The organism is Rhizobium sp. BK181 (genome assembly GCF_014193305.1).
GTDB lineage: Bacteria > Pseudomonadota > Alphaproteobacteria > Rhizobiales > Rhizobiaceae > Rhizobium.
The window spans coordinates 272,190-293,359 of record NZ_JACHZA010000002.1 but is presented as its reverse complement, the minus strand read 5'-3'; the positions used below and the strand labels follow the sequence as shown (position 1 = coordinate 293,359).

16 protein-coding genes and 1 pseudogene are annotated in these 21,170 nt (G+C 57.2%); 5 read left to right on the top strand and 12 right to left on the bottom strand.

The features are described from left to right. Nucleotides 1-2: 2 nt before the first annotated feature. The 6 genes and pseudogenes from tdh to FHT77_RS08830 all read right to left on the bottom strand — a co-directional run. On the bottom strand, nucleotides 3-1,040 hold the full coding sequence (gene tdh, locus FHT77_RS08855; RefSeq protein WP_019279927.1) for an L-threonine 3-dehydrogenase: 1,038 nt from the start codon (nucleotides 1,038-1,040) through the stop codon (nucleotides 3-5). Between the two features lie 21 nt (nucleotides 1,041-1,061). After that, nucleotides 1,062-2,249: a glycine C-acetyltransferase gene (locus FHT77_RS08850; protein WP_183754385.1), complete on the bottom strand. Its 1,188-nt coding sequence runs from the start codon at nucleotides 2,247-2,249 to the stop codon at nucleotides 1,062-1,064. A gap of 70 nt (nucleotides 2,250-2,319) precedes the next feature. Next, the gene (locus tag FHT77_RS08845) at nucleotides 2,320-3,048 is read right to left on the bottom strand and encodes a class I SAM-dependent methyltransferase (RefSeq protein WP_183754383.1); all 729 of its coding nucleotides are present in this window, start codon (nucleotides 3,046-3,048) and stop codon (nucleotides 2,320-2,322) included. 99 nt (nucleotides 3,049-3,147) lie between these two features. After that, entirely contained in the window at nucleotides 3,148-3,684 is a 537-nt protein-coding gene (locus FHT77_RS08840) for a cytochrome b (protein ID WP_183754381.1), read from the bottom strand. Further along, nucleotides 3,681-4,739, bottom strand: a complete 1,059-nt coding sequence (locus tag FHT77_RS08835; protein ID WP_183754379.1) for a catalase family peroxidase — start codon at nucleotides 4,737-4,739, stop codon at nucleotides 3,681-3,683. The genes FHT77_RS08840 and FHT77_RS08835 overlap by 4 nt, the downstream gene beginning before the upstream one ends. A gap of 164 nt (nucleotides 4,740-4,903) precedes the next feature. Continuing rightward, nucleotides 4,904-6,286, bottom strand: a pseudogene (locus FHT77_RS08830) (RecQ family ATP-dependent DNA helicase); the annotation flags it as partial. Between the two features lie 429 nt (nucleotides 6,287-6,715). Here FHT77_RS08830 and FHT77_RS08825 point away from each other — a divergent pair. Further along, on the top strand, nucleotides 6,716-6,940 hold the full coding sequence (locus FHT77_RS08825; RefSeq protein WP_183754378.1) for a hypothetical protein: 225 nt from the start codon (nucleotides 6,716-6,718) through the stop codon (nucleotides 6,938-6,940). 15 nt (nucleotides 6,941-6,955) lie between these two features. Here FHT77_RS08825 and FHT77_RS08820 read toward each other — a convergent pair whose 3' ends face one another. The 6 genes from FHT77_RS08820 to FHT77_RS08795 form a co-directional block, all read right to left on the bottom strand. After that, nucleotides 6,956-8,002 carry a hypothetical protein gene (locus tag FHT77_RS08820; RefSeq protein ID WP_183754376.1) on the bottom strand — a complete coding sequence of 349 codons (1,047 nt, stop codon included), beginning with the start codon at nucleotides 8,000-8,002 and terminating at the stop codon, nucleotides 6,956-6,958. Continuing rightward, nucleotides 7,983-8,471, bottom strand: a complete 489-nt coding sequence (locus tag FHT77_RS08815) for a hypothetical protein (protein ID WP_183754374.1) — start codon at nucleotides 8,469-8,471, stop codon at nucleotides 7,983-7,985. Before FHT77_RS08815 ends, FHT77_RS08820 begins: the two co-directional genes overlap by 20 nt. Beyond that, nucleotides 8,461-10,893, bottom strand: a complete 2,433-nt coding sequence (locus FHT77_RS08810) for a hypothetical protein (protein WP_183754372.1) — start codon at nucleotides 10,891-10,893, stop codon at nucleotides 8,461-8,463. Before FHT77_RS08810 ends, FHT77_RS08815 begins: the two co-directional genes overlap by 11 nt. 60 nt (nucleotides 10,894-10,953) lie before the next feature. Continuing rightward, nucleotides 10,954-12,651 (bottom strand): hypothetical protein, encoded by a 1,698-nt coding sequence (locus tag FHT77_RS08805; protein ID WP_183754370.1) that lies wholly within the window; start codon nucleotides 12,649-12,651, stop codon nucleotides 10,954-10,956. A gap of 643 nt (nucleotides 12,652-13,294) precedes the next feature. After that, nucleotides 13,295-13,657: a hypothetical protein gene (locus FHT77_RS08800; RefSeq protein WP_183754368.1), complete on the bottom strand. Its 363-nt coding sequence runs from the start codon at nucleotides 13,655-13,657 to the stop codon at nucleotides 13,295-13,297. Between the two features lie 106 nt (nucleotides 13,658-13,763). Beyond that, nucleotides 13,764-14,381: a hypothetical protein gene (locus FHT77_RS08795; protein WP_183754366.1), complete on the bottom strand. Its 618-nt coding sequence runs from the start codon at nucleotides 14,379-14,381 to the stop codon at nucleotides 13,764-13,766. Nucleotides 14,382-15,514: 1,133 nt separating this feature from the next. Here FHT77_RS08795 and recQ point away from each other — a divergent pair. The 4 genes from recQ to FHT77_RS08775 all read left to right on the top strand — a co-directional run bounded on the left by recQ (nucleotide 15,515) and on the right by FHT77_RS08775 (nucleotide 21,082). Next, nucleotides 15,515-17,323 (top strand): DNA helicase RecQ, encoded by a 1,809-nt coding sequence (gene recQ / locus FHT77_RS08790; RefSeq protein ID WP_409527440.1) that lies wholly within the window; start codon nucleotides 15,515-15,517, stop codon nucleotides 17,321-17,323. Between the two features lie 130 nt (nucleotides 17,324-17,453). Beyond that, entirely contained in the window at nucleotides 17,454-18,620 is a 1,167-nt protein-coding gene (locus FHT77_RS08785) for an ABC-three component system protein (RefSeq protein ID WP_183754364.1), read from the top strand. 3 nt (nucleotides 18,621-18,623) lie between these two features. Next, a complete protein-coding gene (locus tag FHT77_RS08780; RefSeq protein ID WP_183754362.1) occupies nucleotides 18,624-19,112 on the top strand; it encodes a three component ABC system middle component in 489 nt (162 codons plus the stop codon). A 77-nt stretch (nucleotides 19,113-19,189) separates the two neighbouring features. Beyond that, nucleotides 19,190-21,082 carry a DUF3732 domain-containing protein gene (locus FHT77_RS08775; protein WP_246719747.1) on the top strand — a complete coding sequence of 631 codons (1,893 nt, stop codon included), beginning with the start codon at nucleotides 19,190-19,192 and terminating at the stop codon, nucleotides 21,080-21,082. The last annotated feature ends 88 nt before the right edge of the window (nucleotides 21,083-21,170 follow it).

The following is a 21,170-nucleotide window of genomic DNA, read 5'->3' as shown; positions in this document are numbered from 1 at the left end:
CCTCAATTCCAATCCATAACCACCTTGCCGGAGTTGCCGGAGCGCATCGCCTCGAACCCCTCCCGGAAGTCATCAATTCCGATCCGGTGCGTGATGACGGGCGACAAATCCAGCCCGCCCTGCACGAAAGCGATCATCTTGTACCAGGTCTCGAACATCTCGCGGCCGTAGATGCCCTTCAGGTTAAGCATCTTGAAGATGACTTTGTTCCAGTCGATCTCGAAGCCGGCGGGCGCAATGCCGAGGATGGCGATCTTGCCACCATTGTTCATCTTGTCGATCATGTCGCGGAAGGCCGGTGCGGCTCCCGACATCTCCAAGCCGACATCGAAGCCCTCGGTCATTCCGATCGACTTCATCACGTCGGTGAGGTTCTCCTTTGATGCGTCGACGACATAGTCGATGCCGAGCTTGCGGGCGAGATCCAGCCGATGCGGATTGATGTCTGTTATGACCACCTTGCGGGCGCCCGAACGCTTGGCGACCAGCGCGCCCATGATGCCGATCGGCCCCGCCCCGGTAACCAGGACATCCTCACCGACGAGGTCGAAGGAAAGGGCCGTGTGGACGGCATTCCCGAACGGATCGAAGATCGCGGCGATCTCATCCGGAATGTCGTCCGGGATCGGCACGACGTTCGCTTCCGGAATACAGACGAACTCTCCGAAGGAACCGGGACGGTTGACGCCGACTCCGAGGGTGTTGCGGCAGAGATGTCCCCTGCCTGCGCGGCAGTTGCGGCACTTGCCGCAGACGATATGTCCCTCGCCGGAGACGCGCTCGCCCACACGATATTTCGTTACCGCAGAGCCGATCTGAGCGATCTCGCCGCAGAATTCGTGGCCGACGACCATCGGCACCGGAATGGTCTTCTGCGCCCACTGATCCCAGTTCCAGATATGGACATCCGTGCCGCAGATCGCTGACTTTTTCACCTTGATCAGCACGTCGTTCGGCCCGACTTCGGGAACCGGGACATGCTCCATCCAAAGCCCGACCTCCGGCTTCGCCTTCACCAGCGCCTTCATCATATTCGACATGATCTTACTCTCCGAAACCCTTCAAATCACTCCAAGTTCACGACCTGCTTCGGCAAATGCCGCGATCGTCCGCTCGACATCCGCGCGTGAATGTGCGGCCGACATCTGGGTGCGGATGCGCGCCTGTCCCTTCGGCACGACAGGGAAGGAGAAGCCGATCACATAGACACCCTTCTTCAACATCAGTGCCGCCATATCCTGAGCCAGCTTGGCGTCGCCAAGCATGACAGGAATGATCGGATGCCCCTCACCAGCCAGCGTAAAGCCAAGCTTCGTCATTTCGGAGCGGAACAATGCCGCATTGGCCGCCAACCGTTCGCGCAGCGCATCGCCGTTCTCGATGAGATCGAAGACCTTCAGTGACGCAGCAGCAATGACCGGCGCCAGCGTGTTCGAGAACAGATAGGGTCGCGACCGCTGCCTCAACCAGTCGATGGTTTCGGCCTTTGCCGAGGTATAGCCGCCGGAAGCCCCCCCAAGCGCCTTCCCGAGCGTGCCGGTGATGATGTCGATCCGCCCCTCGACACCGCAATGCTCTGGAGAGCCACGTCCATGCTTGCCGACGAAGCCAACGGCGTGGCTATCATCGACCATGACCATCGCGCCATACTTCTCGGCGAGGTCGCAGACGCCCTGCAGGTTGGCGATGATGCCGTCCATTGAGAAGACGCCATCGGTGGCAATCAGCTTGAAGCGACTGCCCTCGGCCTTCTTCAGCTCTTCTTCCAACGCCTTCATGTCATTGTTGGCATAACGGAAGCGCTTAGCTTTGGAGAGTCGCACGCCATCGATGATCGAGGCGTGGTTCAACGCGTCGGAGATGATCGCATCCTCCTCGCCGAGCAGTGTCTCGAAGAGACCGCCATTGGCGTCGAAACAGGAGGAATAGAGGATCGTGTCCTCCATGCCGAGGAAAGAGGAAATACGCGCCTCGAGCTGCTTGTGCTCCTCCTGCGTACCGCAGATGAAGCGTACCGAGGCCATGCCATAGCCATAGCGGTCGAGCGCCTTCTTCCCGGCGTCGGCAAGTTCCTCGTTGTCGGCGAGCCCGAGATAGTTGTTGGCGCAGAAGTTCAGCACCCGCTCGCCGGACGCAACGGCGATCTCGCCCGCCTGCTTTGACGTGATGACACGCTCGGACTTGTAAAGCCCGGCATCCTTCAGTGCGGCGAGTTCGGTGCGGAGGTGGGAGAGGAATTGCGAGGTCATTGAATGCCCTTCTTGTGATGTTTCCCGATGCCCTGCACTAGCACATAGCCAAGCGCCTGTCTTGCCGTCCTCAACGTTGCACAGCGATCAGCAGGAACATAGGCCTATCCATCTCTTCAGCCCACTCGGGATGATCGCGAAGCTGCTCGTCGCCCGGCCGCCATTCCTCGACGTGGCGGATCGAAAAGCCATTTGCGATCAGGGTGTTGAGGGTGGTTCCAAGCGTACGGTGATACTTCACGACGCCCTTTGCGAGCCAGTCCGTTGTGCGCTTGCCTTCGCGTGAATAGCCATCAAGCGGCCAGATCCGCCGCCCCTCGCGATCCGCCGTCCAGCCGGGATTGGCCGGCGCCATATAGATCGGATGCTCGATCGTGAAGACGAAATCGCCACCCGACACAAGCGCGCTGTGGATGGTGGCGGCCAAGCGGCTGAAATCCTCGATGTAGTGAAATGCCAAGGAACTGTAAGCGAGATCGAATGATGCCGGTGGCAATTCGAGCGTTTCGAGGTCGGCAATCTCGTAACGAACGGTGGAGTCGACGGTCTCCCGTTTGGCCCGATCGATCATTCGCTCCGAGATGTCAAAGCCGAGGACGCTTCTTGCACCCTGCCCCGCAGCGTAGCGGGCAAACCAGCCGAAGCCGCAACCGAGATCGACGACGCGCTTGCCTGACAAAGCCGGCAGCACCGCCTTGATGGACTCCCACTCCGCCGCGCCATCGAGCCCGTGGAGCGAGCGCGAAAGCTGGCTGTATCCTTCAAAGAATTCAGGCTGGTCGTAGATATTTTGGGCCATGACCGTATCCTTTCAGCCGGCCCATATAGACACACCTCGCCCGATCTCAATGTTTCATTGATAGCCTCACACCGCGGCGACTCCTGCCGCACGCCGCCGTTATTTGCCAGGCAGCATCGTCTGAAGGACGCCATCGCGACGCACGAGCCCGTGAAAGAGCGCCGCCGCAAGGTGCATCAAGACGAGAGCGAAGAAGGCAAAGGCCAGATAGAAATGCGCGCTCCAAAGAAGCGCATGAAGGCTGTCGCTCTGGGGCACGATCGCCGGAAGCCGCAACCCGCCGTACAGCACGATGGGGTAGCCGGCCGCCGACATCATGGCCCAGCCGATCAAAGGCATACCGATCATCAGCGCATACAAGGCGACATGAGACAGATACGCCGCAAGCTTCATCGGCTCCGGCAGATCGGCAGGCAAAGCCGGCGCTCCCGATATGAAGCGAACCACAAGGCGAACCAAGGCAAGAACGAGAATGGCAATGCCCAGCGTCTTGTGTGTCACCAGCAACGGCACGTATTGCCGCCCGATGGTGGACACCATCCCGACACCGATGAAGAGCATTGTCAGGATGCCGATCGCCATCAGCCAATGCAACAGACGCTGGAGGGTGCTGAAGTGCGTGTTCGTGCCCGTCATGGCTTTACGCTCGCTGCTGTTCGGGGATAGTGGCTGGCTTCCGACGTGCGCAGATCGAAGGATTTGGCATAGGCAGCGGAGCGGGCTGCCGGGAACGGATCGTCGGAAACCTTGATGCCATCAGGCAGAATGGTCGGATCGAAATTGATGTCTCGACATGGGCCGTCGGCCTCCGGCTCGACTTTCTGCACGACCAGCGTACCGGCTTCAACGGTCCGTCGCTCCGGCGGCCAGGCCTTTGTCGGATCGGACGTCGGATCGGATGGCTCGGCGACCGTCAGCACGAGCGTCCAGCGTTGCGGCGACGTCGCGACGCGCTCGGCAATCTCGTCCTCCAGGTGATTGGGACCGAGCTTGGCAAAATCCTCGCTCGTGATCGGCATCGCTTGCGCGTCTGCGCGCAATGACCAGCGAACGGCGTGCTCATTGCCCGCGCCATCCGTGAAAATGAATGCATTGAGGCCGTTGAAGGTTACTTCCGCGTAGCTGGCAGTCCAGGGAGCCTTCGTTGCCCATTCGCCGAACGCGGCGAACTCCGGATGAGCCCCCACGAACGTTTTCATTGCCGCGGGATCCTTGCTCCCGGCCGCCTGCAGCAGCTCATAGAATCCCTGCGGCGTGGACACGGCAAAGACCGGCGGATCGATCATCGCCATCCGCCAGACCTCCCCGTCAGGCGTCGAAATCTGCACGCCGAGCCCGCGCACCCGAACGGTGGGATCGGCCGCGTTCGGGTCGGGTGTCGCCAGGTTGAAGCGCCCCACGACCGGATATTGTCCTGCCGCGAATACGGTCGCCCGCGACAGCGCGACACCATTGCCGTTCGCTTCGAATACGCCAGTGAAGCAGACACCCTTCGCGTGATTTCGCCGATGGCCAAGAGCGGGTCCGCCGGGAGGCGCCAAGGCACTGACAAGCTTTGTGGAGGTAAGGCGACCCGGGGAAAGCCATCCGGCTGTGTACGCAAAAGCGCCGGCGCCAAAGGCGACCACGGCAGCAATTAACACCAAAGATCCTAGCGCTGAACGCTGCTGCGATGGCGACGGGCCTGGCATCCAACACTCTCCGTTTTGTCAATCGGGGTACTGTGGGCAGTTCTCTGCAATGCTGGGAGGTCAGTTCACGTAAGCCGAACAGCCGCACCGAGCGCACTAACTGGGCGGCTATCCCATTATTTCCGTTGCGAAAGATGGCACCGTTGCGCCACGAGGTCAAATGCCTAGCTGTCGTGGCTGAGGATCACGTCCAGAAACGCGTCTCCGTAGCGCTCAAGCTTCGACTGGCCGACGCCGGAAACACCGAGCATTTCCTTATGCGTGCGCGGTCGCTCCGTCGCGAAGGCGATCAGCGTCGTATCCGGGAAGACGACATAAGGCGGAACGCCGAGCGAACGGGCAATGGCTGTCCGCTCGGCACGCAGCGCTTCGAAAAGCACGTTGTCGTCACCGGCCAGCACCGACCGACGCTCGGTCTGCGCCACGCGCTTCGAGCGGCGTTCGGCAACCGGGCGATCCTTGCGGAAAAAGACCATCCGTTCATGCTTGAACACGGCGCGGGCCTCCGGCTCCAGCTTCAAGGCCCCGAAGGCCTGCTGATCGACCCTGACCAACCCCATGGCGAGCAATTGCCGGAAGACCGATTGCCAGGTGCGCCCCGGCAGATCGTTGCCCGCGCCGAAGACCGGCATCGTCGTGTGGCCGAAGCGCTCCGTCTTCTCGTTGACGTTGCCGAGCAGGACATCGACCACATGTCCGGTGCCGAAGCGCTCGCCCGTGCGATAGATCGCCGCGAGCGCCTTGATCGCGGCCTCGGTACCGTCCCAGGTTTCAACCGGCTTCAGGCAGGTATCGCAGCCGCTGCACTTGCCGGCATACGCCTCGCCGAAATGCGCAAGGATCGCCTGACGCCGACACGAAGCAGTCTCGCAGATCGCCAGCAGCGCATTGAGCTTGGAACGCTCTACACGTTTGATATCGTCGGCCGCTCCGCCCTCGTCGATCATCCGCCGCCGCTGGATGACATCGGCCATGCCGTACGCCATCCAGACTTCGGACGGCAGACCGTCACGCCCGGCGCGACCGGTCTCCTGATAATAGGCCTCGACCGAGCCCGGCAGGTCGAGATGCGCGACGTAGCGAACGTTCGGCTTATCGATCCCCATGCCGAAGGCGACAGTTGCAACGAGACAAAGCTCTTCCTCTTTTAGAAAGGCGTCCTGATTGGCGTCCCGAAGTGCCCGGTCCATGCCGGCGTGGTAGGGCAGCGCTCGGATGCCGTGGCCGTTCAACCACTCGGCCGTATCCTCGACCTTGGCGCGCGACAGGCAATAGACGATGCCGCTGTTGCCCTTGTGGCCGGCCAGAAACCGCAGCAACTGCTGGCGCGGCTGGTCCCGCTCGACGATCTCATAGGAAATGTTCGGCCGGTCAAAGCTGGTCGTGAAGACCTTGGCATTGTTCAGCGCCAGGCGCTCGATGATATCCTCGCGGGTATGCGGGTCTGCCGTCGCCGTCAACGCGATGCGCGGCACACCCGGGAACTGTTCGGCAAGCTTGCCGAGCTCGCGATATTCGGGGCGGAAATCATGTCCCCATTGGGAAACACCCAGATTTTCACGGATAGGATTTTCGCTATACGATTAAAATCATGATATATCTAATTAATTCCACCTATATGATACGTGACGATGATGGGTATCCTTAGATCGACCTCAAGTGACGGGTTGCAAATATGACGGCCATTTAGCTGGTGGGGAGCCATCGGACGGTGGCGCACTAGGCGGGGGAATGTCAGAGAAATCGTCATCGACCAAGGTCTGCAGCATTATGGGGAAATGCGGTTGGCTAACGTCAACCAACTTGTAGACGACCTTCTCAAGAAGGCCTGCGACTTCGTCTGACAACGTAGGCCCAGCGTGAATGATCGCGTTAAGCAAATCTGACATAGCGTTCAGCCGCTGGCGGTTTGTACGACTGAAGTGCCGAATAAGTGCCATGTCCAAATAATATTGGGCAGTCATGGAGGGGTCAGCATGGCCCGCAAGTTCCGCAATTCGATCGAGCGTCATGTTCACAATGGCCGCGTCGAACTGGTAGCCGTTGAGGGCAAAATTCTCGTTCCAGATCAACCAAGCCATGTTGGTGAGGTAGTAGGCTCGGAGCCTATGGCCGCTACCTGCGATATCGAGCTCAGCGAAAGTGTCGTTGACGATATCACCGACGGCACCAGTGGAAAGCCCTTGGCCAGTGCGTCCTGACAGGAACAGTTTCTCTTAAACGCGATAGCCAGACTTTAGCTGACACCAATGGTCGGTGTAGGCCTTATGAACCTTCCAAAAGCCGAGCCGAAGCAGCTCCTCTACTAGGTCAAGGGGAAACTGGACCGATGCCACTCCTCGTTTCCGCGGCATCGTTATATACAGTGTTTCGTGCCCCCTGTCACGGAATCGCATCAATCTCTCGAGGATGTCTTTCTTCACATCCTCGTCTTTCGCCGCCAAGAAAAGTCTCTCGGTGGCCGCATCCGGGTCCCTCACGCTTTTGATTCCCAGTAGTCGCTCCTCGGCAAGCGCGATTGCGATATGCCGAATAGTCAAGGATGCGGTCTCCTCCCGGCGTAAGCCCGCCTCCGCTTCGCATTTGGCTATAAGCCAGTTCCGTTCTCCTTCGAGCCGACGTTGCTCCGCCTGCCACCCCGACGCTCTCTTTGCCTTATCCTCCTTCGCGGCGTATCGAAGATGATTTAAGATGCGCTTGACAGCGGTAGCGTCCGGGGTCGGACGCTTTTTGACAGCCTTGCCCGACGGGTCCGACCACAACCATACAAGGCTTCTCCCTCCCTTTTTCGTGAAGACCTCCTTTGACGAGAAAGGCGTCATTTCCTGTTCGGGCTCGCCAACGAACCGTGGCGTCAAGCGATGATTTGCCTGGAAGGGCATTGCGGATTGGATGTGCATATAGAATTTGAAGACATAGCCGATCTTCTTTTCTATTTGCGCCTTTGCGATGATACCCTTCTTAAGCTGAGGAGCCTGAAGATCGCGATATACGGTAAGGTCATCATTGTCCGCGTCCAGCCAATGAGTAAGCCGGTTCTCCAGAGACGCGAGGAACTCTCGCAGTGCGTAGACTTCCGGGGTCATGGATTTAATGGAAGTGAAAAGACGAGTACGCCAACCGTGCGCGAAGTATCTGAGCAGCGGCTCGCAGACCGCACCCGACGGCCAGTACACAAGTGGAAGGCCGCCGATGTCCGTTTCGTGCCATTTGAATCCTTCAGGCACACGATCGAATTTAAAATCAGTCGGAAGAACGGGCATTCGCGCTCCTTATCATCTTTAGCAGTTGTGCTTCCAAGAAGGCATTTCGCGCGATCAACGCGAGGTTTTGCCGGGCCAGTTCCGTCGTGAGCTTGCTGTTGTCCGGCTCCTTTACGGCAGTACTTTCCTTCGTCGTTCGCAACGCAGCCATGGCGTTCTTCCAGCGGATCATCAGATCATAGTTAGGCCCTTCCTCACCGGTCTTGTTATCCACAACGACGTCGGCTCCTACGATGGACCATTTCCAAAGCCGGAGCTTGATGTCCTGCCACTTGCGAAATGCGGTTCGGCTGCCGGCCAGCTTCTCGATCACATGAAGCGGAATGTGCCGTCGTTTCACGACATCCTCCAGAAAGAGCACCTTGCGTTCAATCGAGGTCACAAGACGTACGTGCTTGTCCTGCGGGCTAAGGTTCCAAACCTCCTGTTTCGTTAGGGGGCGGTCCCAGGCAACGGACTTACCCTTCATTCTGTGACCTCATTGCTTTCAGCGCGGTAGCATATGCCAGCCTCTTCTCCTCGTATCGTCGTTGCGCGGCATGCTTGACCTCAGCCGTGGCAGCCAGCGGAATCCGAGCCTTCTCGTCGCGAAGCTCTTCCTCTATTGCCGCGCGCCCGCGGGCAAAGATCGCACAGTAGGCGCAATCAGCGCAGACACTATTCAGTGCGAAATCGAAGTCAGGCATATTGCTTGAGGCTTCCGACGCGTAGCTCTGTGGTCGCTGGATTCGATTTTTCAGATTAAGGCAGTTTGCTTCCAGCTTGACCTTCTCATCTGTCGGATTTGCCGTGCAGAAAACATTGGTCCCGATCACAGGCTCAAGAAGGTTGGTTGTTGCGAACTTACGAAACTCCTCTCTGATATCGTCGATTGCCAAATCGGCACTGTTCGCCCGAGAACCAATCCGCACGGCGCTTGCCACTTGGGCGGCGATCGCCTGCACGCTGTTGAAGAGCGCACGGCCACCACGCCCGGCGACGGAGTCTTTCCGCATCCACACGTCAATCATTTTCGATACGAAGAACTCGCACCGAGCTTCATCGAAATCCTTCGCGAACTCCGATAGCTGCTTCAAATCCTTTCGAGCGGCTTCGATCCATTTCTTCATTTCGGGTGTCCTGTTGGCCCTCGCGCTTTGCTGAGCGCGTTTGATTTCCTCCCTGATCCGATTCATTTGACCGGGAATTGCCATGTTGATGTAGACTCGGGTCATCCGCGGGTCGTAGTGCCAGTACATAAGGCTGAGGGCATCAAGGTTGGCGCCATCAAACCCATGATAATAGTAGATACCGAACCCTCGCCGGAACATGTGACTCGTGAGGCGCCATACCTCTTGGCCATCCGGCGGTTCAAGGCCCGCAAAGGTCACAAAGTCATTGATGGTAAAATCGAAGCGTGTTGAAACCTGCCGATTCGGATTTGACGGGTACTGCGCGACCGCGAACAACCAGTCGTCACCTGTCTTTTCTCGCGTTCGCGCGGAAAGCAGATCGAGGAGACTGACGGCCTTTCGAAGGATCTCAGGCACCGGCCTACGCCCGAGATTCTGGTGTGTTTTTGCAATATAGACCTCGAGCTCAAGCAGTCCCGGTCGATCCTCGTGCAAGCATCCCAGCTTGATGCTGTTCACTTCGATAGAACGTCGTGCACCGAAAGTGAGAATTAGGACGGCGATTGCCGACAGAAGATGTCTTACTGCCACACCTAAAAGGATTTGGCCTTTTTCGAGTTGCGGCAGTGATCCCAAATTCATACCCGCGGCTAGTTTGGGAGCACCGTCGGGGCGATTGCGCTCCCAACCCAGTTCCATCGCTCTTCGAGCGTTGCGAGTTAGGGGACTTGCCTCCTGAAAACCATTATAGGCAGTCGCAATGTAGTCGCCATAACGGTAGATCCACGTCGTGCAGGCGCCGAGGATGCGAAACAGATCGACGGGCTCAAGTGTACGTGTTCTGCCCGGGGACAAATCTCCGTACCTGTGTTCAAGCTGCTTCTTGGACTCAAGTTCGAACGGGTTGAAGGAAAGACCGTCTTCGTCCGGACGGCTGATCGCGTTGAAATGCAGGTACCCCCAGATTCCCAAAATATGTTGGAATTTTTTTCGACGCTTTGGCTGCCCTGTGTCATCTTTGGCCGAATCCGTTGCATCGACCTCGCCCGCATGGATCCCATCACCTGGGTCGAATTTTGTCCCAGATTGGCGCGTACCACGCCGTAGATCCAACAGGAGCTTGGGTTGATGGACGAAAACATCCGGAAACGTGGATATGAGCGCATCCGCAAAGCTCGATGACTGATTGATGGAAGCGCTCGTTACGCCCAGTGCGTCTGCCAACCGAGCCCAGTGAATACCGGCTGGCGACAGATAATCATCAATACCAGCGCCCTCCATCATCTCATTCAAAAATTCCTCGTAAGGCAGCAACGACAAAAGCTCGCCGGTGCTCAATACGCTACAGTACTCGTGGAAATCATCGACAGTCATTTGACTAAATTTCGTTAGGCCCTTGGCGTTTCGGTACCTCACGATCCAGTCGAAATACCACGTGGTCGTCACGATATCGGCCGCGTTGTTGCGACCACCGCCATCCAGGCCGGTGGTTAGGCAACGGAGAACCAGAAGCTTTTTAGCAAGGTTGTCCCCCCGATGGATCTTGGCTGCCAAACTGACACTGGGGAACCCAATCGCGGAATCGAATGACACTGTGCTGTACACATTTAGCCGCTTCAATTGGGCGTCCGACGTAGCAATACGCCAGCACTGATGCTCCAGTCTCCGACCGTCTCCCTCACGCCAGAGCTTGCTTGCGGTTGAACTTTTTGTAGCAATCAGCCCTGTGGGCAGCGGCCAGTCACGCAATACGCGCGCGTATTCGGCGATAGAGATCATAGTTCCCTTCCGTTCGTATAGTGAAGAATTTTCAGATGGCGCCGTCCGCCCTAGCGAGGCTTAGATCAGGCTTGGCAACGTTATTTTGTTTGCCTTGAAGTCACTCAGGAGCTGGCGAGCAGTTTGTCTAAAGAGCGCCGTCAATCCGTTGGCACGAAGCTTTCCTTCAATCGCGATAACGAAGCCGAGCAAGGGCACTCCGTAGATGGCAAACCGATAAGGCTCTATATGTCGTCTTGAACGCTTCAAGGACAAATGAATGGCGATCAGCGATCGGACGTTTTCATCCGTCGGGTTAAAATTATAGAATTCCTTCCGAGTGCCGACAGGCGTAGAAGCTCCCAAACCGATAGCACCGGCAATCCCGGAGAATTCCGCTAGATTGTGGAACCACTCCAGCGTCTTCTCATCCATAGCCAACGCGCCCGAGATCCCAGTATCGGACACTATCAGCGCTTGAAGGGCGTTCTGAAAGAAACGGACCGACTCCAAAACTTCACGGACAACATCCTGCGAATTAACGTAGAACGGCTGCAAGATGTTTGTTTTTGCATGGCCCGCGACTGGGCGCAGACCTTCGACCGATCCTACCTCCCGAAGCTTCAGCTGCTCGAAGCTCTTCCTGATTAGCGGAAAGGTTAGCCCAGGGGTGTTCAAGGGTGCAGTCGAGAAAGTTGCGGCGATTGTGAGTGCTTCTTGAAAGCCGACAACTCCAACACGATCACTTAAGTGTACGAAAAAGCGATCTCGTAGGTCCGGCGACGATGTATAAGCGCGCGCCGATGCGCCAAGTGCGCTGAACTGCTCAATCGCGTCATGGGCAGCACCATCTTTGCTGAGGAGTGCAGCGTGGTCGTTATCGCCCCATCGCCCTTCTCTCGATGTCGCCTCCCAGGCATGCATCACCCTTCCGCGGACGATTTCGGGCTTCGTCCCGTATCGTTCGAGTAGTGCCATCACCTCATGGCCAGCCCTATTCTTGAATGCAGCAACGTAGCTCAGAGTACCGAGGGTGACCGAATCATCTATTTCAAAGAAGAATGGATCACTCGGAATGTCCCATATGGGCTGCAGGTTCCAACCGTGTTCGCAACAGAACACGATCATGCAGGCGTGAACCGCGCGCCGCGTTGCGCCGAGTCCCATGAGAATCATTCGGCGCACAGCGTTCCTGTTAATGCGCTTTTCAAGTGCGGCAGCGTCTTGAAGCCCGAGCGCGGCCCAGGCATCTCGATCGGACAACAACCTGACCGCTACATCGACCTCAGCATTGTTGGTTCGGACACCTCTGAGGTGGAACTGACCATAACCGGTTGCCTTGAAACTGTGGTCTTCGGCAATCAGTATGGTCCGCAGCGCTTGGGCGGACGCACGTACCTGGGAGGAGTTTAGACCGTCAAACTCTCCTCTCATGAGTCGTTGCATCCGTTGAAAAATCCGAACGCAGACGCTCAATTCGTGCCCCGCGGCGTCCCGGATTACTGCCAACGCGGCGCGCTGCCGACGAGCGCCTTTGAGGCCCCCCTCAATCGACAGAGGAATATCGACAAGGCTCTTTGAGCTTTCGTCAATGCCCTCATGAGTGATTGTGAAGTTGGTCTTCAAGAAGGCCGGGTAGGTTCTATCGGCGAGTTTGCCGAGACGCTCCAATACGGTTCGCGCGCATTGGAGCCGGTCCCGGACTGTGGATCGTGTCAGTCCGAAGTCTTTCATCAGCCGCGCTTCGCAGACTTCCAAAGCGGCAACGACGAGGGCCACCGCACCCTCCGTACGACCTTCGCCTTTGCTGAGGATGGCCACAAGTCTGCGAGAGGAGTTGGATCTGTCCATCGTGAGCGTTGTGAGAAACGCTCGAATCGATGCGGACTCCCGTTTGCTGGTGCAGGTCATGAGCAGGTCAGAGGCAAACTGCTCGGAGAATAGCGGTCCGATCTGCGTCATATCGACGTACGGTATCAGGACTCCGTTCTTGTCTTTGCGATTGCCTCGTGGCTGAGATGCCTCAGAATGCCGGACACGGTACGTTCCGAGGTCAGGTCTTCCCGCTAAATCGGAGAGATGTCGAACCGCCCCACGAACTGCCGACGCGTACTTCACTACACTCATATGGCAATAACCCGCCGCCCTGTGCTTTCCGACCGCTTCATCGACCGCCCGTCTCAGCTCGGCCTGCAAGTCTACGTCCACAGACACCTGCCTCCCACTGTAGGAATCGCACAGTGAGTGATGCGACCGGGTTGCAATGAGATAGTTTGCGAAAAGCGCAACGTCTCGACTTACTTGCTTGAAGCGACGGCCTGTGAACCGATCGAAGTATGGCTGAAGACTTTCGAGGAATTCTGGTCCAAGCTGATCGTCGATGATTGCCCGGTCCGGTGGAGCTACCCTCTCTCTTCGCATGCTACGCATCCGACCGCTCGTTGAGTTCATCGACACCATCATCGGTGAAACGCCACCAACCAGCACAGCCTAGTGCCTCGAGGATCTCGTCGGCTTCCGTTGGCGAGAAGTCATGCTCGCACAACACCTGATGATACTGCCAGAACCGTGCAACCTGGCTTTCTTCATCCACGTCGGCATCAGAAGGGGCCGCCACCAACCCGATAGTCGCGTGCAGCGCTGAATAATGGTCATGTCCAAACATTCGCGCGACTACGTTCAATGCCGTATTGTACGCGATATCGTCTCCCCAAGCCTTAACCTGGCGCTTGAACTGTTTCGCGAGACGCTTAACCACAACGTCATTCATAAAGTAGATTTTCACTCGATATCTCCCGGAGATTATGAGGTCGCCAGTCACAGGGGTCCCGGCCGCTCACATTGGCGAGCAGTGGTAAGGCTGTTGGATTTTCAGAAAGGAGCGCTGCTGGTCAGTCGACGGTACGGACAAAGCACCAGAGATCCAGTGCCGAGGTCAGGACCTTTGCAGCGTCCTTAAACATCGCCAACTGGTCAGCCGGCTGGCACCAGAGATCGATGCCAATGTCCAGCCGCCATTCATCTTCATCCTCGTCGGCGATTTCTGCCATCCCACTTCGTATCAGGAAGGCAGATGCCGGACCTCCGTCGTTTACGAACGACACATAGTGCGATTGGTGCAGCTCAGGTCGCACGAAATCCCATCGTCCCGGATGCAAGTGATATTGGCCTGCCGCGTACCTCGCGGCCTCGATCGCCCAATCCACCTTCACCTTGTAGCGAAGCAGCTGGTGTGTTGCGGCTACAGCAGACTGCTGTGAGAACCCCTGCAGTCCTGGCAATAGGCAGTCATCCGTAGCTCCGGTGTCTTCCCCGTCCTCCCAGCGAGGATAGAGGACGTGAATATTCTGGAGCCTTCGGCGAATGTAGCGGCTCGTGTGTTCGTAGCTACGAAGGCCAAGGTATTTCCGGGTGAGGAGTTCCCTTACGCTTGAAGCCGATTTCGCATCATCGACAAGCACCTTCACCGCGCTGAACGGCGTTCTAGGCAGATATAGCGACAGTCCCAAGGCCGAATCCTGCACTCCATTCGGCGCCAGAAATCGAATATACTCAGAAGCGCCGTGCCGCGCGTCCCAGGCGAGCAAGTCACTGAAACACAGATCGGGGCGTCCATGGATCACTTCGGTGCAGGCGCCCGCGCTGACGAATTCGTCACGACGAAAAGCGATTCCGGCAATTGATTCACGAACTGAAAAGTCGATCCTACTTGCGGTCTGAGCAACTATCGTCGGCAGAGGACTATACCGCCTTCCAATGCCGTCAGGCCACCATGGGATGAGGCCGCCGAACCGCAATTGCGCGCAGAGAACCTCGAACTGGTCAGCTCCCGCGGACAGTTCGCCATCGGCTGGGAGCGGAATATCTCCCTCGTGCTCGAGGAACCCTCGGTCAAGTTTATTCCGGGCACTAACGAAATGGATCATCCACTCGGCCGGGGTAGATGCCACAGGCGATGGAAGCTCAACCGCACAAGCCTCTGTCATCTGGCCAAGTCCCGCGTTGAAGTCGTCAAAACAGGAACGTCAGACAATAACAGAGCCAGATTGGCGGTGATGCGCCGCAAAGGAGCAGACCGATCGCTACCGCGCACACCTGTCAGGCCGACTTGGAACTGAAAGCTGTCACTTTGCCCTGATGTCCATAGACACATGTGATGACCCCTCACTTTCTACCTCGGATTGCTTTATTGCATTTAGCCTGACCAATTTTACGTTCTCGTCAACACCTTTTTTGAAGAAATTGAAAGATTAATTTGAGGACTCCTCACTTTTAAGATCATGTTTTTGTTAGTTTTTATGATTCCTTACAGAGGAAATTGAATCCTTGCGAGACGCCATCCTTCAAGGATTCAGAAAATCACAAAAAGCAACCTATGGCTGTTTATGAATGACCGAAGCGGCTTGATTCTCCTCGCGGGGGTCAGACGGGAGAACCGAAGACTTCGCTATCGAGAGGCCGGCTCTGGTCCAAAGCAGTTGACACAGATCGCTTTGTTGAATCCGAATGGGGGCCTCGTGGTAGGCTGCTCACCACGAATATCGATTCCTGCCGGCATCAGTTACCGGGAGGTAAGGATGGTAGAACATTGCATTCGATTAACAACGTCTTCGAAGACCAGACGCACACGCGCAGCGCGATGATGTCGAATCCTTTGGATGAATTGCGGCGAGTATGGGGCTATCCCGACTTTCGCGGTAAGCAAGGACTCGTAATCGAGAATGTGATCGCCGGCGGCGACACTTTGGTGCTCTTCCCGACCGGGAAAGGGAAGTCTCTATGCTACCAACTTCCCGCCCTGTGTCTGCCCGGGACGGCAATTGTTGTCTCTCCATTGGTCGCGCTGATGCGGGATCAGGTCGAGGAGCTCAGAGCGCTTGGCGTCTGCGCGGGCGCCCTCTGGTCTGAGCAATCGTCGGAAGAAGCTATAGACGTTAAGCGGAATCTTCGTTCAGGCGATCTGAAACTCCTCTACGTAACACCCGAGCGACTGGCGACCGGCAGCCTTGATTCTATGCTGGGTTCGGGTGGCATCTCGCTCATCGCAGTCGACGAAGCCCATTGCATCAGCGTCTGGGGAAACAACTTCAGAAAAGACTATCTGGCGCTTGGACGGCTGAAGGAAATGTATCCGACGGTCCCGATCATCGCGCTCACCGCCACCGCCGACCCAAGGACAAGGCAAGACATCATCGGCCTCCTGAATCTCGACGACGCAGAAGTGTTCGTGGACAGCTTTGATCGCAAGAACATCAGCTACGAGATTGTTCCGCGCAGCAACCCCAGAACACAGCTTCTCGATTTCTTGAAGAGACATGAAGGCGAAAGCGGGATTGTCTACTGCCTGTCCCGAAAGAAGGTTGAAGATACCGTGGAGTGGCTCAACGAGCACGGGATCCGAGCGAAGCATTACCATGCGAAGCTTGATCCGGCATTGAAGGCCGCAAACCAGGATGCCTTCCGCCTCGAGGAAGGCCTATGTCTCGTGGCGACTGTCGCCTTCGGGATGGGGATCAACAAGCCTAATGTTCGCTATGTTGCCCACCTCGACCTGCCTTCCTCGGTCGAGAGCTACTACCAGGAAACAGGGCGCGCGGGTCGTGACGGGCTGCCGTCCGAGGCATTCATGGTCTACGGCATGCAGGATATCGTCCAGCGCGGCCGGATGATCGATGAGGGAGATTCAACCGATCAGATCAAGCGCATCGAGCGCGCGAAGCTCAATGCCCTAGTTGGCATCTGCGAGACCACAGCGTGCCGCCGACAGTCTATCCTGCGGCATTTCGGTGAAGATCATCCTGGAGGATGTGGCAACTGCGACACTTGCACCAAGCCGATCGAGACCTGGGATGGCACGGAAGCATCCATCAAAGCGCTCGCCGCGATTTACAGGACCGGCGAGCGCTTCGGCGTGGGCCATGTGATCGACGTACTAACTGGCAAGGTCACTGACAAGACAAAGCGGTTCGGACACGTTGATCTTCCCGTCTTCGGCGCTGGAAAGGAACTTACGGCCGCCGCCTGGCAATCCATCTATCGCCAGCTGCTCACGCTCAACCTTATAAGGATCGAGCACGATGAGTTCGGTGCAATGAAACTGCAGGAGTCGGCAGCCGCGGTGTTCAAGAAGGAACGGTCGATCACCCTCCGCAAAGATCGAACCGTATCTCGCAGCGAGCGGCGGACGGGTAGCGGCACTTCCCCGGCGAGATCCGGACTTTCTGCTCCAGACCGCGAGGTTTTCGAGGTGCTGCGTCAGGAACGTCTTGAGATATCGAGAGAGTTGGGAGTCGCCCCTTATGTCGTCTTCCCGGACACGACCCTTATAGCTCTAGCGACGAGACGTCCGACCCGACTGCATGAGATGCTTGAGATATCCGGCATCGGCCAGACAAAGCTCGAACGCTATGGCGAACGATTCCTCCGGGCACTACAGATCGCAGTTGAGTAAGTGCAACCTGACAATCGACAGAAATTCGGTGGACATCCCCGAAACAGACGCAAACAGAGCTTTCAATCAAAGAAATTAAACAGCTAGAGTTGCAGTATCGATTGAATTAGTTGTCCCCGATCCAGTACAAATGACAGTAGCCGAACTCGAGAAACCACTTAAGACGAGCGCCGCGGGACAGTATCTCGGCTTCTCGCTTCAACAGTTACGTCTCGCGTACCACCTATTTCGAATTCCTGACGACGATCTCGCCTCGCTAGAATATCTTGATGACGTTGCGGTTCACCGCGCTGATGGATCGATCCTGCTCGAGCAGTGCAAAAGCGCGCTTTCGGGAAATCCTGCCGCCGACCGCTCCGCAGAGCTGTGGAAGACGTTTGCCACCTGGGGGAAGCTATGCCACGACGGCATTGTTGACAAAGCCCGCACGGATTTTCGCTACTACGTCGCGCCTGTGAAGTCCGGAAAGATCGTTGCGCAAATGTCGGCGGCAAGCACTGGGGCTGAGGTCTCTGCGTTGCTGGTGCAACTAAAAAAGCTGGCCAAGAGCCTTCCAGAGGATGCAGCCTGCAAGTCGTTTCTGACTCGGTTTCTCTCTTTCGGCGACAGCATCTGCGGAACGATCGTCGCTCGGTTCGAGATTTCGACCGAAAATGATCCCGTCGAGGCGGTGCGGCAGTACGTGCGCCCCGGAGCATCACCCAATGTTCTGCAGGAAATGACTGCAGCAGCAATTGGGCTGGCTCGGGATCGAGCTGACACCCTCATACGCTCGAGGCAGCCGGCCATTGTTGATGCAACGAAGTTCCGCCGATCATTCCAGTCCTTCTCGCGTCGATCCGACCTCGGGAATTTCCTCATTTCACGGGCCCCGCCGCCATCTGATGCCGATATCGCATTGACTGTCGAGAACGAACCCACGTTCGTCAGGCAGCTACGAGCGATCGATGCGAAGGACGAGATGTTACTCACCGCTGCGAGCGACTATCTGCGGACCCAGATCGACAAGGTCCAATGGGCGGATGACGGCCGGATCTTGGTCGACAGCTTTCGGGATTTCGATGACCAACTCGTCAGACTTCACAAAATTAGCCGTGATGAGGTCGAGGATACCGACGGGTCATCTGCCGTCGCGTCGCGGGGGCGAAAGCTATATCGGTTGTGCACGGCCGCGACAGTTCCTTTGGATGGGCAGACCCTTCCCTCCTATTTTGTCGCCGGCGCTTACAATCATCTGGCAGACGGTCGACGCTTGGGTTGGCATCCTGACTATCTCACTCTCTTTCCGCCGGATTGACGAATGGCCGATCAGATTCTTTCTCCCATCGCTCAGGTCCAGAACCCTGCCTTCGGGGCGGCGCTTATCTGGAAGTTCGTCCGAGGCTATGAGCACGAAAAGCCAGGTTCGATGCCAGTGTTGCAGCTCCTGTTTCTTGTCCTTCCCATCATCTTGCACCGCCTCACCATGGAGAAGGTCAAGTCGACAAACCAATCGTCCGGGTTGGCCAAATTTGTCGAGAAGCTGGGCGATGAGCGAGAGCTTCTTTTTTCCATACACGATCGAGCCTTGGGCCTGAGGGGCCTCACGCTTGATTCAATATCGACAGGGATCGTCACGAGGCTGCTTTCGATCGACTACGACTTGGGAACGGTCCACGGGAACGAAGCCAGCTTTCGCAATACACCGGAGCGATTGAAACATCATCTGTCTTCAGCCGAGAAGCTGGGACGCTGGTCCGCTCGACTTCCCTCCGGTCACGTTTTTTCCCTCCTCAAGGTCGAACCCTAATGCATTTCCAGATCCTCAAGTTGATCCTGTGGTCTCGGTCCGGACATCCTCCACGAGTTGTCCCTTTTGAACCCGGGATGGTGAATGTCGTCAGCGGAGCGTCGAAGACCGGAAAATCGGCCGTTATTCCGATTATCGACTACTGCTTGGCCTCCGGGAAATGCAGCATCCCGGTTGGAACAATCCGCGAGGCGTGCTCGTGGTTCGGAATCGTGATTGAAACGATCGAGGGTCAAAAGCTGCTTGCGCGACGTGAGCCTGGCGATGCTCGTTCGACCGGCGACATGTTCATGCTGGAGGGCAAGACTGTCGATGTTCCGCTTCAGGCGCCCGACAAAAACACCACATCCGACTTCGTGAAAAAGTCCTTGGACAGGCTTGCTGGCCTATCGCAGCTCGGCCTAGCTCCGGAGGGCGACGTGGCTCGGGTTAGCTTCCGAGATCTCACGGCATTCACATTCCAACCGCAATATATCGTCGCCAATCCAATGGTGCTGTATTTCAACGCAGACACGACCGAACACCGCGAGAAACTAAAGTCTATCTACCCCTATGTTCTTGGCGCAGTAACCCCGGAAATGCTGGCGGCCCGCTGGGAGATCGATCGCCTGACGCGTGAACTGCGGCGAAAAGAGGCCGCACTGAATTCGACGAGATCTGCAGTTCGTGCTTGGCAGAATGAGACACAGGCGTGGCTCAGAACTTCGATCGAGTTGGGCCTACTCCCTCCGGACACGATAATCCCATCGGAATGGGAAGCTGTCGTTGACATGCTGAGGCGTGTCACCGGAGCGAACACGCGGCAATCCTTTGCCAGCTTGGGGTCCATTGCTCCGAGCCTTGATGAGCTTGAAGTTCTGCGAAGTGAGGAGACCAGGGTCGCCGCGGAACTCGGAGAACGACGCCAGCGACTCAACGAGGTCCAGCGACTTCTTGGTAGCAGCGAGTCTTACGGATCCGCTATCAGGATCCAGCGCGATCGCCTCGACATCGCTGGCTGGATGCGAGAGAGGGTGAGCGAGAGCGATGATCCTATCGCCATGGTTGGCGCCGGTGCTGAGAAACTAGCCGCTTTAAATGAGGCGCTGGTAAGTGTGGACGTACAGCTCAGAACCCAGCCGGCGTTGTCAGACACTTTCGACCGTGAACGTCTTCGCCTCAGGACGGAACTAGAAGAGGCAACGTCCCGACTGGCCAACGTCCGTCAACGGATCGTCCTGCTGGAGCAACAGTCTGAGCAGGTTCGCCAGGAGACCTATCGACACGATCGAGTGGAGCGGTTCATAGGACGCCTCGAGCAGGCGCTGACCACATTCGAACGAAGCGACGAAGGATCCGAGCAGGCCGACGAAGTGCGAGCTTTGCAGGAGCGGCTGTCCGCACTTCGTGCAATCTACTCGGATAGCCAAGTAACACGTAAGCTCGCCAACGCACTGCGTCAGGTCGAAAACTACGCAGCGTCGATAATTCCCGATCTTGACGCTGAATGGCCGAATGCTCCGATCGCGGTTGTTGTGCCGGATCTGACAATCAAGGTTATCCAACCCGAGCGCGAGGATTACCTATGGGAAATCGGGAGCGGAGCAAACTGGCTTGCATATCATGTCGCGGTAACACTGGCGCTGCAGCGGTTCTTTCTGGATCAGCCACATCATCCCGTTCCCGGGTTCGTGATCTACGACCAGCCGAGCCAAGTCTACTTCCCGCGCGGCTTCGAGGTGGGAAACGGACCCGGGCCGACAGGTCGGAGCCGCGACGAGGATATCGCGGCTGTAAGGTCGGTGTTCAAGGCAATGGGCAACGAGGTCGTTCGCGCGAAAGGACGCCTCCAGCTGATTGTGCTGGATCACGCCGGATCCGATGTGTGGGGGGATCTCCAAGGCGTTTCTCTAGCCCACGAATGGCGTGGCGACGACAAGCTTGTTCCGAAGGAATGGATCACTCCAGAGACCCCTGTGGACAATGTCTAAGCCGCACCTTTGGCTCCGCAACCCCGCTTGTGATGGATCGTGGACATTGCTATCCCCGATACAAGCTTGCGGGTAGATCCTGTCGTCG

What these genes read in the sequence shown, in the direction of transcription:
- tdh (WP_019279927.1), bottom strand. Translation starts at nt 1,040, where the DNA reads ATGTCGAATATGATGAAGGCGCTGGTGAAGGCGAAGCCGGAGGTCGGG.
- FHT77_RS08850 (WP_183754385.1), bottom strand. Translation starts at nt 2,249, where the DNA reads ATGACCTCGCAATTCCTCTCCCACCTCCGCACCGAACTCGCCGCACTG.
- FHT77_RS08845 (WP_183754383.1), bottom strand. Translation starts at nt 3,048, where the DNA reads ATGGCCCAAAATATCTACGACCAGCCTGAATTCTTTGAAGGATACAGC.
- FHT77_RS08840 (WP_183754381.1), bottom strand. Translation starts at nt 3,684, where the DNA reads ATGACGGGCACGAACACGCACTTCAGCACCCTCCAGCGTCTGTTGCAT.
- FHT77_RS08835 (WP_183754379.1), bottom strand. Translation starts at nt 4,739, where the DNA reads ATGCCAGGCCCGTCGCCATCGCAGCAGCGTTCAGCGCTAGGATCTTTG.
- FHT77_RS08825 (WP_183754378.1), top strand. Translation starts at nt 6,716, where the DNA reads ATGGCCCGCAAGTTCCGCAATTCGATCGAGCGTCATGTTCACAATGGC.
- FHT77_RS08820 (WP_183754376.1), bottom strand. Translation starts at nt 8,002, where the DNA reads ATGCCCGTTCTTCCGACTGATTTTAAATTCGATCGTGTGCCTGAAGGA.
- FHT77_RS08815 (WP_183754374.1), bottom strand. Translation starts at nt 8,471, where the DNA reads ATGAAGGGTAAGTCCGTTGCCTGGGACCGCCCCCTAACGAAACAGGAG.
- FHT77_RS08810 (WP_183754372.1), bottom strand. Translation starts at nt 10,893, where the DNA reads ATGATCTCTATCGCCGAATACGCGCGCGTATTGCGTGACTGGCCGCTG.
- recQ (WP_409527440.1), top strand. Translation starts at nt 15,515, where the DNA reads ATGTCGAATCCTTTGGATGAATTGCGGCGAGTATGGGGCTATCCCGAC.
- FHT77_RS08785 (WP_183754364.1), top strand. Translation starts at nt 17,454, where the DNA reads ATGACAGTAGCCGAACTCGAGAAACCACTTAAGACGAGCGCCGCGGGA.
- FHT77_RS08780 (WP_183754362.1), top strand. Translation starts at nt 18,624, where the DNA reads ATGGCCGATCAGATTCTTTCTCCCATCGCTCAGGTCCAGAACCCTGCC.
- FHT77_RS08775 (WP_246719747.1), top strand. Translation starts at nt 19,190, where the DNA reads ATGGTGAATGTCGTCAGCGGAGCGTCGAAGACCGGAAAATCGGCCGTT.